Origin of the sequence: Nocardioides sp. NPDC101246 (genome assembly GCF_044767415.1) — a bacterium.
Taxonomy (GTDB): Bacteria; Actinomycetota; Actinomycetes; order Propionibacteriales; family Nocardioidaceae; genus Nocardioides.
In genome coordinates, this window is the sequence record NZ_JBIWNX010000017.1 from 77,657 (window position 1) to 90,847 (window position 13,191).

Below are 13,191 nucleotides of genomic sequence, written 5' to 3' on the forward strand. Positions count from 1 at the left end.
CCGTGAGCGATGATCAGCCCGAGGAGTGGTTCCGCAACTCCAGCAGCACCACGTGGGGATTCCTCGCGGCAGGAGGCGCGATCGCGGTCATCGTGATCGATGCCGTCACCGGCTGGCACCCCGAGACGACGGCCGGCGGGGTGCTCTTCGCGCTGGTCGCGTACGCCGCGTTCATCCGCACCAGGGTCGGCGTCAGCGAGGGCGACTTCGTGCTCCACCACCTGTACTCGACGGTGCGCTTCCCGATGGCCGCCCTGGAGAGCGTCTCGGTCGGCCGCACCCTCGGCGCCTACGCGGGCGGCCACACCTACGTCAGCGGTGCCATCGGGCGTCCGATGCGGGAAGCGATCAAGGGCGCCAAGCGCGACCACAAACCGCTGAGCAACCACGCCGACTTCATCGAGGACCGGCTCAACGCGCTCGCCCAGGATGCCCGCGACCGGCGCCGGATCAAGCGCGACTCCGACGAGCAGTTCGCTCTCGCCGAGGACGTACGCCGCAGCTGGGACTGGCCGCTGATCGCCGCCACCGGCGTCGTGGCCGTCGTCTTCGTGGTCCTGCTCCTGGTCTGACCCCGCTGGTCGAGCCGCCGCTCGACCAGCGGGAAGCTCTACAGCCCCATCGCCGCGCGGATGTCGACCTTGAGCGCGCCGAGGGCGATCTCGGCGTCCGTACGGGCCTGTGGCAGTGCCTCCGGCGAGGCGACCGGCTCGACGACCTCGAGGTAGCACTTGATCTTCGGCTCGGTGCCGCTCGGTCGCACGATCACCCGTGACCCGCCGGCCAGCTGATAGCGGATCCCGTCGGTCGGCGGCAGGCCGCCGATACCGGTGGTGAGGTCGTCGAGTTGCTGCACGGCGGCCCCGGCCAGGGCGGTCACCGGCCGGTCGCGGAGGCGCTGCATCGCGCCGGCGATCTGAGCCGGGTCCTCGAGCCGGACGGAGAGCTGGGTGGTGGCGTGCAGGCCGTGCTCGACCGCGAGCTCGTCGAGCAGGTCGGCCAGGCCACGGCCCTCCGCCTTCAGCGACGCGGCCAGCTCGCACAGGAGCAGCAGCGCCGAGATGCCGTCCTTGTCGCGTACGTGCTCGGGGTCGACGCAGTAGCCCAGCGCCTCCTCGTAGCCGAACGCGAGCCCGGGGGCGCGGGAGATCCACTTGAAGCCGGTGAGCGTCTCGGCGTAGGCCTGCCCGGCGGCCGCGGCGATCTTGCCGAGCAGCGAGGAGGAGACGATCGAGGCCGCGTACGTCCCCTTCACGCCCTTGCGGATCAGGTGGGTCGCGAGCAGCGCGCCGACCTCGTCACCGGTCAGCATCCGCCACTTCTTGCCGACAGGGATGGCGGCGGCACAGCGGTCGGCGTCGGGGTCGTTGGCGATGACCAGGTCGGCGCCCTTCTTGCTGGCGAGTGCCATCGCCCGGTCCATCGCGCCGGGCTCCTCGGGGTTGGGGAACGCCACGGTCGGGAAGTCGGGGTCGGGCCGCTCCTGCTCCTTGACCACGAACGGCGCGGGGAAGCCGGCGAACTTCATCGCCAGGTGCACCAGGTCGCCGCCGACACCGTGCAGCGGCGTGTAGACGGTCTCGAGGTCGCGCGCGCCGCCTTCGGTGAGGAGCCCGACGACCGTGTCGAGGTAGCTGTCGACGAGGTCCTCGCTGATCGTCTGGCCGGCCGGACCCTGCGGGACCGAGCTCACCTTGTCGACCGCCGCGATCCGCTTCGCGATCTCGACGTCGGCCGGCGGCACGATCTGCGACCCGTCACCGAGGTAGACCTTGTAGCCGTTGTCCTGCGGCGGGTTGTGGCTGGCCGTCACCATCACCCCCGCGCTAGCGTCCAGCGCCTTGACGGCGTACGCCAGCACCGGCGTCGGGAGCGAGCGCGGCATCACCAACGCGTGGAGTCCCGCTCCGGTCATCACCTCGGCCGTGTCCTGGGCGAAGACGTCGGAGTTGTGCCGGGCGTCGTAGCCGATCACCACCGGCCCCTGCGCGCCGGTCGCGAGCAGGTAGCGGGCCAGCCCCGCGGCAGCCTTGATCACGACCACCCGGTTCATCCGGTTCGGCCCGGCCCCGAGCGCGCCCCGCAGCCCGGCGGTGCCGAACTGCAGCATGCCCGAGAACCTGTCGGCCAGCTCGGCCGTGGCCCCCGGGGCGGTGGAGGTCAGGAGGCTCTCGAGCTCTGCTCGGGTCTGTGCGTCCGGGTCATCGGCAAGCCATTCCCTGGCCTGGACGACGAGCGCGGAGTGATCTGTGGGGACCATGGATCTGACCCTAGGTCATCGGGTGGCTGAGATCGACGATCGGCTTCGGTTCTGTTGGGCTGATGCTTGTTTGTGGTTGGGGTTTGCCGCCGACCCTTTCGGGGAGGGTGTTCTCGGCGGCGTCCGGAGTAAAGGACGGCCTGCGGCCGCCGGCTGACGCCGGTCGCCTTCGGCGATCCTTGACACCGGCCGTCGCCGAGAAAGGACTTGGCTGGCTATCGGGTCGGCGGCAGGGGTTTGGTGCGGAGAATTCGGGTTGGTACGGGCTTGGGAATCGGCTGATCGCTTCGCCGGTGCGGGCGAGTGGGGTGGTTGGTGAACGAATTTTCGTTCGCCGTGTGAGTTGGTCTCCGCCGGGTGTGGGTTCTGCTGGTGGAAGGAATTTTCTTTCCGCTGCAGGAGTCCCTGCTCGGTGGGGCGAACGAATTTTCGTTCGCCCGGAGCAGCCGTCCCCTAGCCCGGGGCGGTTCCCCGCGACCACACCCGGGCCGCCGCCCCGATAGCCAGCCAAATCTTTTCTCGACATGGTCCGGTGTCAAGGATCGCCGAAGGCGACCGGCGTAGCCGGCGGCCGCAGGCCGTCCTTGACTCCGGGCCAGGTCGAGAAGACCCTCAGAGATCGGGTCGGCGGCCCACCCCAGCCCCGAAGAAACGGTGAGAGACGAACCAGGCTCAGATCTTGGGAACGAGGTTGCTCAACAACCCACCCATCCGAGCAGCCGCACTGCGCCCAGCCTCCAGCACCTCCGCGTGGTTCAACGGCTGGTCAGAGATGCCGGCGGCGAGGTTGGTGACCAGCGAGATCCCGAGGATCTCCATCCCCGCCTCGCGGGCCGCGATCGCCTCGAGGGTGGTGCTCATGCCGACCAGGTCACCGCCGATGATGCCGGCCATCTTCACCTCGGCCGGGGTCTCGTAGTGGGGACCGGGGAACTGGACGTACACGCCCTCGTCCAGGGAGGAGTCGACCTGCTTCGCCAGCCCCCGCAGGCGCGAGGAGTAGAGGTCGGTGAGGTCGACGAAGTTGGCGCCGACCAGCGGAGAGGTGGCGGTGAGGTTGATGTGGTCCTTGATCAGCACCGGGGTGCCGGGCGACCAGGACGGGTTGAGTCCGCCGCAGCCGTTGGTGAGCACCATCGTCGAGCAGCCGGCGGCGGCCGCGGTGCGGACCGGGTGCACGACCGCGTCGACGCCCTTGCCCTCGTAGTAGTGGGTGCGACTGAGGAAGACCAGCAGGTTGCGACCGCTCGCCGCCCGGATCGAGCGGATCTTGCCGCTGTGACCGGCGACCGCGGCGGCACTGAAGCCGGGCAGGTCGGTGGTGGCGATCTCGGTGTAGTCCTCGCCGAGCGCGTCGACTGCGGGCAGCCAGCCCGAGCCCAGCACCAGCGCGATGTCGTGCTTCTCGACGCCGGTCTTCTCCGCGAGAGCGGAGGCGGCTTTCTTGGCGAGTTCGTAAGGCGTGGTCACTCGCTGAGTTTAGACCTGACCGGACCGGCTCAGTCGTTGGACCGGCAGGGCCGCGTACGCAGTGCGTGCACGTAGTCGGCCGGCGCCCCGGCCGCCTCGGCGGCGTCGGCCAGCGCGCCGAGCTGGCGGGCGTCCGGGATGCCACCTTCGTACGTGTCCAGGACGTAGGTCTCGCAGAGGAGATCCTCGGCGAGCGCGGAGATCCGCACCTTGGTCTTGAAGTAGAGGCCGATGTCGGCCAGCTCCCACTTCTCCAGGGCTTCCATGTCCTGGTCCACGACGTCGTAGACCGCGACGAAGACCTGCTCGAACGGGTCCTGGACGATCGTGGCCGTCGGTCCGTCGCCGAGCACGTTGTCTTCGCCCCCGAAGGTGAGCCGCCAACCGCCCAGCCACCCGGTGGTACGCAACGGCGAATGCGGGCACCGCTCGCTCATCAGCGCCGGGTCGAGATTGACGCCATAGGCCGCGTAGAGAGTCACAGGTCACGAGGTTACCGCCCAGTCCTCACCCGCTTGGGATCTATCTGCTATTGGCGGTCTACCCTTGATGTGTGACCCACTTTGATGTTCTCGTCCTCGGCGCTGGCCCTGGTGGCTACGTCGCCGCCATCCGTGCCGCTCAGCTCGGCAAGTCCGTCGCCGTCGTCGAAGAGAAGTACTGGGGCGGTGTCTGTCTCAACGTCGGGTGCATCCCGTCCAAGGCGCTGCTGAAGAACGCGGAGCTGGCCCACACGCTGAACGACCCGAAGGAGAAGCAGAAGTTCGGGATCGTCGGTGACGCCCACCTCGAGTTCTCCACGACCCACGCGCGCTCCCGCCAGGTGAGCGCCGGGATCGTCAAGGGCGTTCACTTCCTGATGAAGAAGAACAAGATCACCGAGATCGACGGCTGGGGCACGCTGACCGGTCCGAAGTCGATCACGGTCGCGAAGGACGGCGCGAACACCGACTACACCTTCGACAACCTGATCATCGCCGCCGGCGCCACCGTGCGCTCGGTGCCGGGTGTGGTGCCGAACGGCAAGAACATCGTCACCTACGAGGAGCAGATCCTCGACTCGAACGTTCCGAAGTCCATGGTGATCGGCGGCTCCGGCGCGATCGGCGTCGAGTTCGCGTACGTCATGAAGAACTTCGGTGTCGACGTCACCATCGTCGAGTTCCTCGACCGGATGGTGCCGACCGAGGACGCCGAGGTGTCCAAGGAGCTGGCCAAGCACTACAAGAAGCTGGGCGTCAACGTACTCACCTCGACCGCCGTCAAGTCCGTCGAGGACACCGGTTCGGGTGTGCGCGTGACCGTCGCGCCGGCCGGCGGTGGCGAGGAGACCGTCATCGAGGCCGACAAGTTCCTGGCCGCCTTCGGCTTCGCTCCCCGCGTGGAGGGCTACGGCCTGGAGAACGTCGGCGTCGAGCTGACCGATCGCAAGGCCATCGCCATCGACGGCCGTGGACGCACCAACGTCGAGAACGTGTACGCGATCGGCGACTGCACCGGGAAGTTCATGCTCGCCCACGTCGCCGAGGCCATGGGCATCGTCGCCGCCGAGACCATCGCCGGTGCCGAGACCATGGAGATCAACTTCGACATGGTGCCGCGGGCGACCTACTGCCAGCCCCAGATCGCCTCCTTCGGCTACTCCGAGGAGCAGGCCAAGGAGAAGGGCTACGACGTCAAGACGGCGAAGTTCCCGTTCTCGGCCAACGGCAAGGCGATGGGGTTGGGCGACGCTGTCGGCTTCGTGAAGATCGTCGCCGACGCCGAGCACAACGAGCTCCTGGGTGCTCACATGATCGGCCCGGACGTCACCGAGCAGCTCCCGGCGCTTACCCTCGCGCAGCAGTGGGACCTCACCGCCGACGAGATCGGGCGCAACATCTTCGCGCACCCGACGCTCTCGGAGGCCGTCAAGGAGGCCATCCACGGCATCGCGGGTCACATGATCAACCTCTGATCCTGCAGCGCCCGACGTGGCCGGTGCCCTTGAGGGGTGCCGGCCACGCGGCATTTCCCCGCCATGGCGGGGATGTGCGAGACGGGTGGTGGCGGGTGGGGTGCAGAATCCCGCCATGGCGGGAAAATCCGGTGGGTGGGCGCGGGGCTAGGCGCCATTTCCCCGCCATGGCGGGAAAATGGCGCGCCGCGCCGACCCGCCCCCAGCTAGGGAGCGACGAGCCTGCGTACCGACTCGATGACGAACTCCCGCTGCTGAGCGACGGTGAAGTCCCGCTCGATCATGTCGAAGCCGGGCGGCAGGTCGGTCCAGGCCGAGGCGATGGTGACGATGAGGCCGAGGAGAACGGCCGCGGGCAAGCGGTCGGTGACGATCCCGTCCGACTGTGCCTTCTCGATGGCGCGGATCTTGGCCGCGTTGGCGTCCTCCAGCGCGGGCATCGGGGCGTCCAGGCTGGTCGCCTCGACGCGCAGCCAGTGGGCGAGGCGGGCGAGCTCGGGGTTGTCGACGAAGGTGTCGAAGATCGCCGCCGCGGTCTCGGGAAGGGCGGTGGCGTCGAAGTAGTCGGTGGCGAAGGTCGCCTCGACGTGCGCGCCGATGACAGCCGCGAAGAGGCCGTCCTTGCTGTTGAAGTAGTGGTAGATCTGCGCCTTGTTGGACTGGGCGGCGGCCGCGATCCGCTCGACCCGCGCGCCGGCGACGCCGTAGCGGGCGAACTCGGTTGCGGCAGCGGTCAGCAACCGGCTGCGGGTCGCGTCGGCGTCACGTGGCGGCATGAGGGCCAGCGTAGTTTCTAACCGGTTGGTTGAAAAACGCGGAGAGGGCGTGTTCACTTCTAACTAACCTTTCAGTTAGGAGTTGGGACAATGACCAAGGTCGCCCTCGTGACCGGTGCCTCGTCGGGCATCGGCGCTGCCACCGCCCGCCGCCTGGCGCGGGCCGGATGGATCGTCTACGGCGCCGCCAGGCGGATCGACCGCCTGGCGGAGCTCGAGCCAGATGGCGTACGACCGCTGGCGCTCGACGTGACCGACGACGCCGCGATGGTGGCCGGCGTCGAGAAGATCCTGGCCGAGGAGGGCCGGGTGGACGCGCTGGTCAACAACGCCGGCTACGGGTCCTACGGCTCGATCGAGGAGGTGCCGCTGGAGGAGGCGCGACGCCAGATCGAGGTCAACCTCTTCGGCCTGGCCCGGCTCACCCAGCTGGTCGTGCCGGGGATGCGTGAGCGCGGCAGCGGCACGATCGTCAACATCACCTCGATCGGCGGGAAGATCACGACGCCGTTCGGCGGCTGGTACCACGCCAGCAAGTTCGCCGTCGAGGGTCTCTCGGACGCGCTGCGCGTCGAGCTGGCGCCGTTCGGCGTCGACGTCGTGGTCGTCGAGCCCGGGGCGATCGCCACCGAGTGGGGCGACATCGCGATGGAGTCCGGCCGCAAGGTCTCCGGCGATGGCCCCTACGCGGAGCTCGTCGAGAAGATGGCGTCGTCGCTGGAAGGCGACGCCATGGCCCGGCTGGCCTCCGACCCCGATGTCGTCGCCCGCGCGATCGAGAAGGCGGTGACCGCGAAGCGCCCCCGGACGAGGTACGCCGTCGGCTTCGGTGCCAAGCCGATCCTGGCCGCGCGGAGGGTGCTCCCCGACCGGGCGATGGACTGGATCCAGCAGCGGGTCGTCGGCTGACCCTTCAGTGCATGCGCAGCGCCTCCTCGACGGAGGTCTCGCGCCAGGCGCGGAGCTCCTCGTGGAAGGCGACGGCGGAGCCCGGGTAGCCGGTGGGGGCGTCGGAGCGTCCGGCGCCCTCGGCGTTGTAGTAGCCCGGAGTGCACTCGGCGTGGAACCAGGCGTGCTTCGGGGCGCCCTGGGTGAGCCGGTGGGCCCAGGCGTCCTCGGCCTCGCGGGACGGCTCGATGACGGCTCCCCGCGCCTCGGCAGCGGCGACGAGCGCCGCGGCATGGACGGCCTGCTCGTCGAGGATGTGGCTGAAGTTCACGCTGTTGGCGTTGTGCAGCGAACCCATCTTGAGCAGGTTGGGGAAGCCGTTGGACGCGAAGCCGTGCAAGGACCGCGGCCCCTCGGCCGCCCAGGCGTGGAGGAGCTGGACCCCGCCTCGACCGGTCACCGGCAGCCTGCCCGAGGTGATCCCCGAGACGCCGACGGAGAACCCGGTCGCGAAGACCAGGGCGTCGATCTCGTACTCGACCTCGTCCACGACCACGCCGCGCTCGGTCATCTGCTCGATGCCGTGGGAGTCGGCGGTGTCGACGAGGGTGACGTTGTCGCGGTTGAACGTCGGCAGGTACGTGTCGGAGAACGTCGGCCGCTTGCAGGCATAGCGATACCAGGGCTGGAGCGCGGACGCGGTCGCCGGATCCTCGACGATCTCGGTGACCCGGGCGCGGATCCGGTCCATCGTGGCGTGGTCGAGGTCCTCGTACGCGGCCTCGAAGCCCGGCTCGAAGTCGCGGCGGAAGCTGGGCAGCAGCTTCTCGAGGAGGGCCGCCGACTCGGTCCAGGCGTCGTCGACGAGGTCCTCGTCGACGCCCGGGACAGCCTCGCCGGAGACGAGCCTCAGGAAGTTCTCGCGGCGCTCGCCGGCCCAGCCCGGGCGGTCCGCGCCGAGGTCGGCGGCGGTGAGCGGGCGCTGGCCACGTACGCCGACGGTGGAGGGAGTGCGCTGGAAGACGTAGAGGTGCTCGGCGTCCTCGGCGAGCTTCGGCACCGCCTGGATGCCGGTCGCGCCGGTGCCCACGATGCCGACCTTCCGGTCGGCGAGGCCGGTCATGCCGCCCTCGGGGGTGCCGCCGGTGTAGCCGTAGTCCCAGCGCGAGGTGTGGAAGGTGTGACCCGTGAACGACTCGATCCCGGGGATGCCGGGCAGCTTCGGCTCGGTCAGCGTGCCCGTCGCCGTGATGACGTACGTCGCCCGGAACTCGTCGCCGCGGTCGGTGGTCACCAGCCACTGCTGGTCGGTGTCGTCCCAGGTCAGCGAGGTCACAGCGGTCGAGAAGAGCGCGTTCTCGTAGAGGTCGAACTTCTCGGCGATGCGCACGGCGTGCTGGCGGATCTCCTCGCCGGGGGCGTACTTCCATCGCGGTATGTACCCGGTCTCCTCGAGCAGCGGGAGGTAGACGGCCGCGTCGATGTCGCAGTGGATGCCGGGGTAGCGGTTCCAGTACCAGGTGCCGCCGAAGTCTCCGCCCTTCTCGACCACGCGCACCGACCCGATGCCCTGCTGGCGCAGCCGCGCGCCGGCGAGGATGCCGCCGAAGCCACCGCCGACGACCGCGACATCGACCACGTCGCGGACCGGCTCGCGCTCGGCGCGCTCGGTGTAGGGGTCCTCGGCGAAGTATCCGAACTCGGCCGCGGCCGGTCGATACTGCGCCGTCCCGTCGGGACGTACCCGGCGCTCGCGCTCGGCGGTGTAGCGCTCGCCGATCTGGGCGGCGCGCTCGTGGGTGACCGGGTTCTGGCAGCGCGGCAGGGTCATGGCGCGGCTCCTCTCGTGGGGTGCGGTGTGCCCGGAGCGCCGACGAGGTCGCGAAGTGCCCCGAGCGGCATTCGCGGTTACGATAACCGAAACGGACAAGTGTGTCCGGATCGCCTCCGACGAAAGGCCGCCGTCATGTCGACGCTCACCCCCTCCTCGCCCGTACGCAGCTTCCTGGCCCATCCGGTGGCCGGCAAGGTCCTGCGCGGCATCATCGCGGCCGGCGGCGGCACCGAGGAGGCGCTGGCGCCGGCGCTCGGTCTGCCTCTGGACAAGCTCGTGGAGATGTCCGGTGGCAGGTTCCCGGCCGAGGTCGTCGGGTTGCTTGTCGGTGTCGCCGAGACCGGCGTGATCCCGGACGGGGTGCCGACCGCCGATGCGGTGACGGCGACCGTGGCTGCGGTGCCGGCCGATCTCGGCGTCGAGATCGGCTCGCCCCAGCCCTGGACCGAGGCGCTCACCGGTGGCCGGTTCGCCGGCCAGACGGTGGTGGTCACCGGGGCCGCGGGCGGGATCGGGAAGGCGGTCGCGGCCCGGATCGTCGGCGAGGGTGGACGGGTGGTCGGGATCGACGTCTCGGCCGAGAAGCTGTCCACGACCGCGACCGAGCTGGGCGAGAGGTTCCACGCGCTGGCCGCGGACATCACCGCGCCCGAGACCGCCGCCGCGGTCCTGGCCGCGGCCGGGGAGCGCGTCGACGCGCTCGCCAACGTGGCCGGCGTGATGGACGACGACGCCGCCCCGCACGAGATCGACGACACGATCTGGGCGCGCTGCCTGTCGGTCAACGTCGACGGGCCGATGCGGCTGATGCGAGCGGTGCTGCCCGTGATGCTCGCCGCCGGCGAGGGCCGGATCGTCAACGTCGTCTCCGAGGCCGGGCTCCGCGGTTCGGCGGCCGGTGCTGCGTACACGACCTCGAAGCACGCCCTCGTCGGCCTGACGAAGTCGGCGGCGTTCCAGTACGCGGGGACCGGGGTGCGCATCAACGCGCTCGCTCCGGGCGCGGTCGCGACCGGCATCCACGTGCCCGAGGGCGCGCCCTACGGCTCGTCCCGGACGGCCGGGATGCGCGTCGCGATCCCGGGGATCGCCACCGCCGAGGAGCTCGCCGCCTCGATCACCTTCCTGCTCTCACGCGACTCGGTCAACATCAACGGGGCCGTAGTCGCCTCCGACGGCGGCTGGTCCGCCGCCTAGCGCTCAGACGCCGGTCAGACGCCGGGCGTGACCGCGCCGATCTCGATCCCGAGCAGCCCCCATGCCCGGCGGGCGGTGCTCTCGCGCGCCTCCGGTGTCGGGCCGTGGGCCCCGCCGGAGACCATCGCGACGGCGAGCATGAGGTCGTCGGTGCCGTAGGCCCCCTTCGGGAGTCCGTCGACGGCGGCGCGTACGCGGTCGGCCAGGAAGAGGGAAGTCTCCTCGCCGCCGTAACGGATGATGCCGAGGAACGCGGTCGAGTGGATCATCTGCCAGGTGATGACGCCGAGCACGTCGGCCAGCGTGGCATCCGGGCGGGCGGCGACCTGCTCGATGTCGCGTACGTTCTCCTCCAGCACGGCGGTCGCCAGGGCGAGGCGGTCGGGGAAGTGCCGGTAGAGGGTGCCCTGGCCGACGCCGGCGCGCTTGGCGACCGCCGACATCGGCGCGTCCAGACCCTGCTCGGCGAGCACCTCACGGGCGGCGGTGACCAGGAGGTCGCGGTTGCGGACCGCGTCGCTGCGGGTCGGGTTCGCGGGGCTCGTCATCCCAGCAGGGTAATGGTCCGCGGATCTTTTCGGATGCCCTTCGAATACGGACAGAAACTGACCTGAAGAGCTTCTAGCGTTGTCGGTGTCAGAGGGACACATCACCAAGGAGCTGAGCCATGACCGCCACCACCACCCTGAGCCGCGAGCGCACCGATCTGCTGGAGACCCTGGCCAAGCACCGCGGCTTCCTGCGTTTCGCCGTCCGCAACCTCACCGACGAGCAGGCCCGGCTCACCCCGACCGCTTCCGTACTCAGCCTCGGCGGCCTGATCAAGCACGTGGCAGCCGGCGAGCGGGGGTGGGCCGACTTCATCGTCCGTGGCGCGGTGGCGCAGGAGCTCACCCCGGAGAAGTACGCCGAGTTCGCCGCCGACTTCGTGCTAGCCGAGCACGAGACCCTCGAAGGTGTGCTCAAGGCGTACGAGGACGTGGCTGCCGCCACCGACGAGCTGATCCGGACCGTCGACCTCGACGCGGACCACGCCCTTCCCGAGGCGCCGTGGTTCGAGTCGGGCGCGCGCTGGTCCAACCGCCGCGCTCTCGCCCACATCCTGGCCGAGACCGCCCAGCACGCCGGCCACGCCGACATCATCCGGGAGACCATCGACGGTCAGAAGACGATGGGCTGACTCTGCCGCTCCGGGCGCGTGAAAGAATGCGGCCCATGGCGCGGGTGACGATCATTGGTGGGGGTCCAGGCGGATACGAGGCGGCGCTGGTCGCGCAGCAGCTCGGGGCGGAGGTCACGGTCGTCGACCGTGACGGCCTCGGCGGCAGCGCGGTGCTCACCGACTGCGTTCCGAGCAAGACCCTGATCGCCACCTCCGAGCTGATGTCGGACATGACGCTCGCCCGCGACCTGGGCATCAACTTCCGCGACCACCACGGCGACCCGGCCACCGAGCTCTACGCAGACCTCGGCCTGGTCAACAAGCGCGTGAAGTCGCTCGCGCTCGCGCAGTCGAGCGACATCGAGAGTCGGTTGACCCGCCGCGGGATCCGTATCGTCAAGGGCACCGGGCGCATCGACGCCGACAAGCGTCAGGTGATCGCGACCCGGGACCAGGACGGATCCGAGGAGGCGATCGAGAACGACGCGGTCCTGATCGCCACCGGCGCCCGCCCGCGGGTGCTGCCCACCGCCCAGCCCGACGGCGAGCGGATCCTGACCTGGGAGCAGGTCTACGACCTCGACGAGCTGCCCTCGCACATGATCGTCGTGGGCTCGGGTGTCACGGGTGTGGAGTTCGCCAACGCCTACCTCAACCTCGGCTCCCAGGTCACCCTGGTCTCCTCGCGCGACCGTGTCCTCCCCGGTGAGGACGCGGACGCGGCGACGGTCCTCCAAGACGTACTCGAGCGGCAGGGGATGAACATCCTCAGCAAGTCGCGGATGGAGTCGGTGACCCGTTCCGGCGACGTCGTCACGGTCAGGCTCACCGACGGCCGCGAGGTCACCGGCAGCCACTGCATCCTCGCGCTCGGCTCGATCCCCAACACCGAGGGCCTCGGTCTCGAGGAGGCCGGTATCGAGCTCGACGAGGGCGGGTTCATCCGCACCGACAAGGTGTCACGTACGTCCGCTTACGGCGTGTACGCAGCCGGCGACTGCACCGGCGGCTTCATGCTCGCCTCGACCGCCGCCATGGCCGGCCGGATCGCGATGCGCCACTTCCTCGGCGACGCGGTCATCCCGATGGACCTCAAGGAGGTCGCGGCCAACGTCTTCACCTCGCCCGAGATCGCCACCGTGGGCTACTCGCAGGCCCAGGTCGACTCCGGCGAGGTCGTCGCCGACACGCTGCGCCTCGACCTCAAGGGCAACCCGCGAGCTAAGATGCAGGGCATCTCCGACGGCTTCGTGAAGCTCATCTCCCGCCCCGGCACCGGCGTCGTCATCGGCGGCGTCGTCGTCGGCCCCCGCGCCTCCGAGCTGATCCACCCGATCACCCTCGCGGTGTCGACGGGCCTCACCGTCGACCAGATCGCCAACACCTTCACCGTCTACCCCTCGATCTCCGGCTCCACCGCCGAGGTAGCCCGCCGCCTCCACCACGTCGAGTAGTCACCTACGTCGGCCGAGACGGCAGTTGCGTCGGCCGAGACGGCAGTTGTGCGGACTCGGCAGGGGGCTCTAAACCGGATGCGAGCGGGCCCGGCGGCTCGCTAGCGTGTGCGCCATGGGTAACTGCTGCATGACGATGATCGTTCGGATCCGCCGCCGCTGACGGCGCGGATCCCACCGAAGCACTCGTTCG

At 69.8% G+C, this 13,191-nt stretch carries 12 protein-coding genes; 6 read left to right on the forward strand and 6 right to left on the reverse strand.

Translation table 11 applies throughout. The features are described 5' to 3' along the window. Positions 1-2: 2 nt before the first annotated feature. On the forward strand, positions 3-572 hold the full coding sequence (locus tag ACIRON_RS25985; RefSeq protein WP_402996897.1) for a hypothetical protein: 570 nt from the start codon (positions 3-5) through the stop codon (positions 570-572). Positions 573-610: 38 nt separating this feature from the next. Here ACIRON_RS25985 and ACIRON_RS25990 read toward each other — a convergent pair whose 3' ends face one another. From ACIRON_RS25990 to ACIRON_RS26000, 3 genes are all read right to left on the reverse strand, one after another. Then, positions 611-2,260 carry a phospho-sugar mutase gene (locus tag ACIRON_RS25990; protein ID WP_402996899.1) on the reverse strand — a complete coding sequence of 550 codons (1,650 nt, stop codon included), beginning with the start codon at positions 2,258-2,260 and terminating at the stop codon, positions 611-613. 672 nt (positions 2,261-2,932) lie between these two features. Beyond that, positions 2,933-3,730, reverse strand: coding sequence for a purine-nucleoside phosphorylase (locus ACIRON_RS25995; protein ID WP_402996901.1), 798 nt, complete (start codon positions 3,728-3,730; stop codon positions 2,933-2,935). Positions 3,731-3,759: 29 nt separating this feature from the next. After that, on the reverse strand, positions 3,760-4,212 hold the full coding sequence (locus tag ACIRON_RS26000) for a gamma-glutamylcyclotransferase family protein (protein ID WP_091052774.1): 453 nt from the start codon (positions 4,210-4,212) through the stop codon (positions 3,760-3,762). Positions 4,213-4,283: 71 nt separating this feature from the next. Here ACIRON_RS26000 and lpdA point away from each other — a divergent pair, with 71 nt between their 5' ends. Next, the gene (gene lpdA / locus ACIRON_RS26005; RefSeq protein WP_402996903.1) at positions 4,284-5,687 is read left to right on the forward strand and encodes a dihydrolipoyl dehydrogenase; all 1,404 of its coding nucleotides are present in this window, start codon (positions 4,284-4,286) and stop codon (positions 5,685-5,687) included. Between the two features lie 206 nt (positions 5,688-5,893). On the opposite strand, the gene ACIRON_RS26010 is transcribed toward lpdA, so the two are convergent. Beyond that, complete coding sequence (locus ACIRON_RS26010) at positions 5,894-6,463, reverse strand: TetR family transcriptional regulator (RefSeq protein WP_402996905.1); 570 nt, start codon at positions 6,461-6,463, stop codon at positions 5,894-5,896. A gap of 90 nt (positions 6,464-6,553) precedes the next feature. On the opposite strand from ACIRON_RS26010, the gene ACIRON_RS26015 reads away from it, so the two are divergent. Then, on the forward strand, positions 6,554-7,372 hold the full coding sequence (locus ACIRON_RS26015) for an oxidoreductase (RefSeq protein WP_402996907.1): 819 nt from the start codon (positions 6,554-6,556) through the stop codon (positions 7,370-7,372). Positions 7,373-7,376: 4 nt separating this feature from the next. Here the strand turns inward: ACIRON_RS26015 and ACIRON_RS26020 are convergent, their stop codons facing one another. After that, positions 7,377-9,182 (reverse strand): flavin-containing monooxygenase, encoded by a 1,806-nt coding sequence (locus ACIRON_RS26020; RefSeq protein ID WP_402996909.1) that lies wholly within the window; start codon positions 9,180-9,182, stop codon positions 7,377-7,379. A gap of 135 nt (positions 9,183-9,317) precedes the next feature. Between ACIRON_RS26020 and ACIRON_RS26025 the strand changes: the two genes are divergently transcribed. Beyond that, entirely contained in the window at positions 9,318-10,382 is a 1,065-nt protein-coding gene (locus ACIRON_RS26025) for an SDR family NAD(P)-dependent oxidoreductase (RefSeq protein ID WP_402996911.1), read from the forward strand. Positions 10,383-10,396: 14 nt separating this feature from the next. Here the strand turns inward: ACIRON_RS26025 and ACIRON_RS26030 are convergent, their stop codons facing one another. Next, positions 10,397-10,930, reverse strand: coding sequence for a TetR/AcrR family transcriptional regulator (locus ACIRON_RS26030; protein ID WP_402996913.1), 534 nt, complete (start codon positions 10,928-10,930; stop codon positions 10,397-10,399). Between the two features lie 119 nt (positions 10,931-11,049). Between ACIRON_RS26030 and ACIRON_RS26035 the strand changes: the two genes are divergently transcribed. Next, positions 11,050-11,562, forward strand: a complete 513-nt coding sequence (locus tag ACIRON_RS26035; protein WP_402996915.1) for a DinB family protein — start codon at positions 11,050-11,052, stop codon at positions 11,560-11,562. A gap of 35 nt (positions 11,563-11,597) precedes the next feature. Next, positions 11,598-12,998 (forward strand): NAD(P)H-quinone dehydrogenase, encoded by a 1,401-nt coding sequence (locus ACIRON_RS26040; RefSeq protein WP_402996917.1) that lies wholly within the window; start codon positions 11,598-11,600, stop codon positions 12,996-12,998. Positions 12,999-13,191: the final 193 nt, after the last annotated feature.

What these genes read in the sequence shown, in the direction of transcription:
- ACIRON_RS26015 (WP_402996907.1), top strand. Translation starts at nt 6,554, where the DNA reads ATGACCAAGGTCGCCCTCGTGACCGGTGCCTCGTCGGGCATCGGCGCT.
- ACIRON_RS25990 (WP_402996899.1), bottom strand. Translation starts at nt 2,260, where the DNA reads ATGGTCCCCACAGATCACTCCGCGCTCGTCGTCCAGGCCAGGGAATGG.
- ACIRON_RS26035 (WP_402996915.1), top strand. Translation starts at nt 11,050, where the DNA reads ATGACCGCCACCACCACCCTGAGCCGCGAGCGCACCGATCTGCTGGAG.
- ACIRON_RS26040 (WP_402996917.1), top strand. Translation starts at nt 11,598, where the DNA reads ATGGCGCGGGTGACGATCATTGGTGGGGGTCCAGGCGGATACGAGGCG.
- ACIRON_RS26020 (WP_402996909.1), bottom strand. Translation starts at nt 9,182, where the DNA reads ATGACCCTGCCGCGCTGCCAGAACCCGGTCACCCACGAGCGCGCCGCC.
- ACIRON_RS26030 (WP_402996913.1), bottom strand. Translation starts at nt 10,930, where the DNA reads ATGACGAGCCCCGCGAACCCGACCCGCAGCGACGCGGTCCGCAACCGC.
- ACIRON_RS26010 (WP_402996905.1), bottom strand. Translation starts at nt 6,463, where the DNA reads ATGCCGCCACGTGACGCCGACGCGACCCGCAGCCGGTTGCTGACCGCT.
- ACIRON_RS26025 (WP_402996911.1), top strand. Translation starts at nt 9,318, where the DNA reads ATGTCGACGCTCACCCCCTCCTCGCCCGTACGCAGCTTCCTGGCCCAT.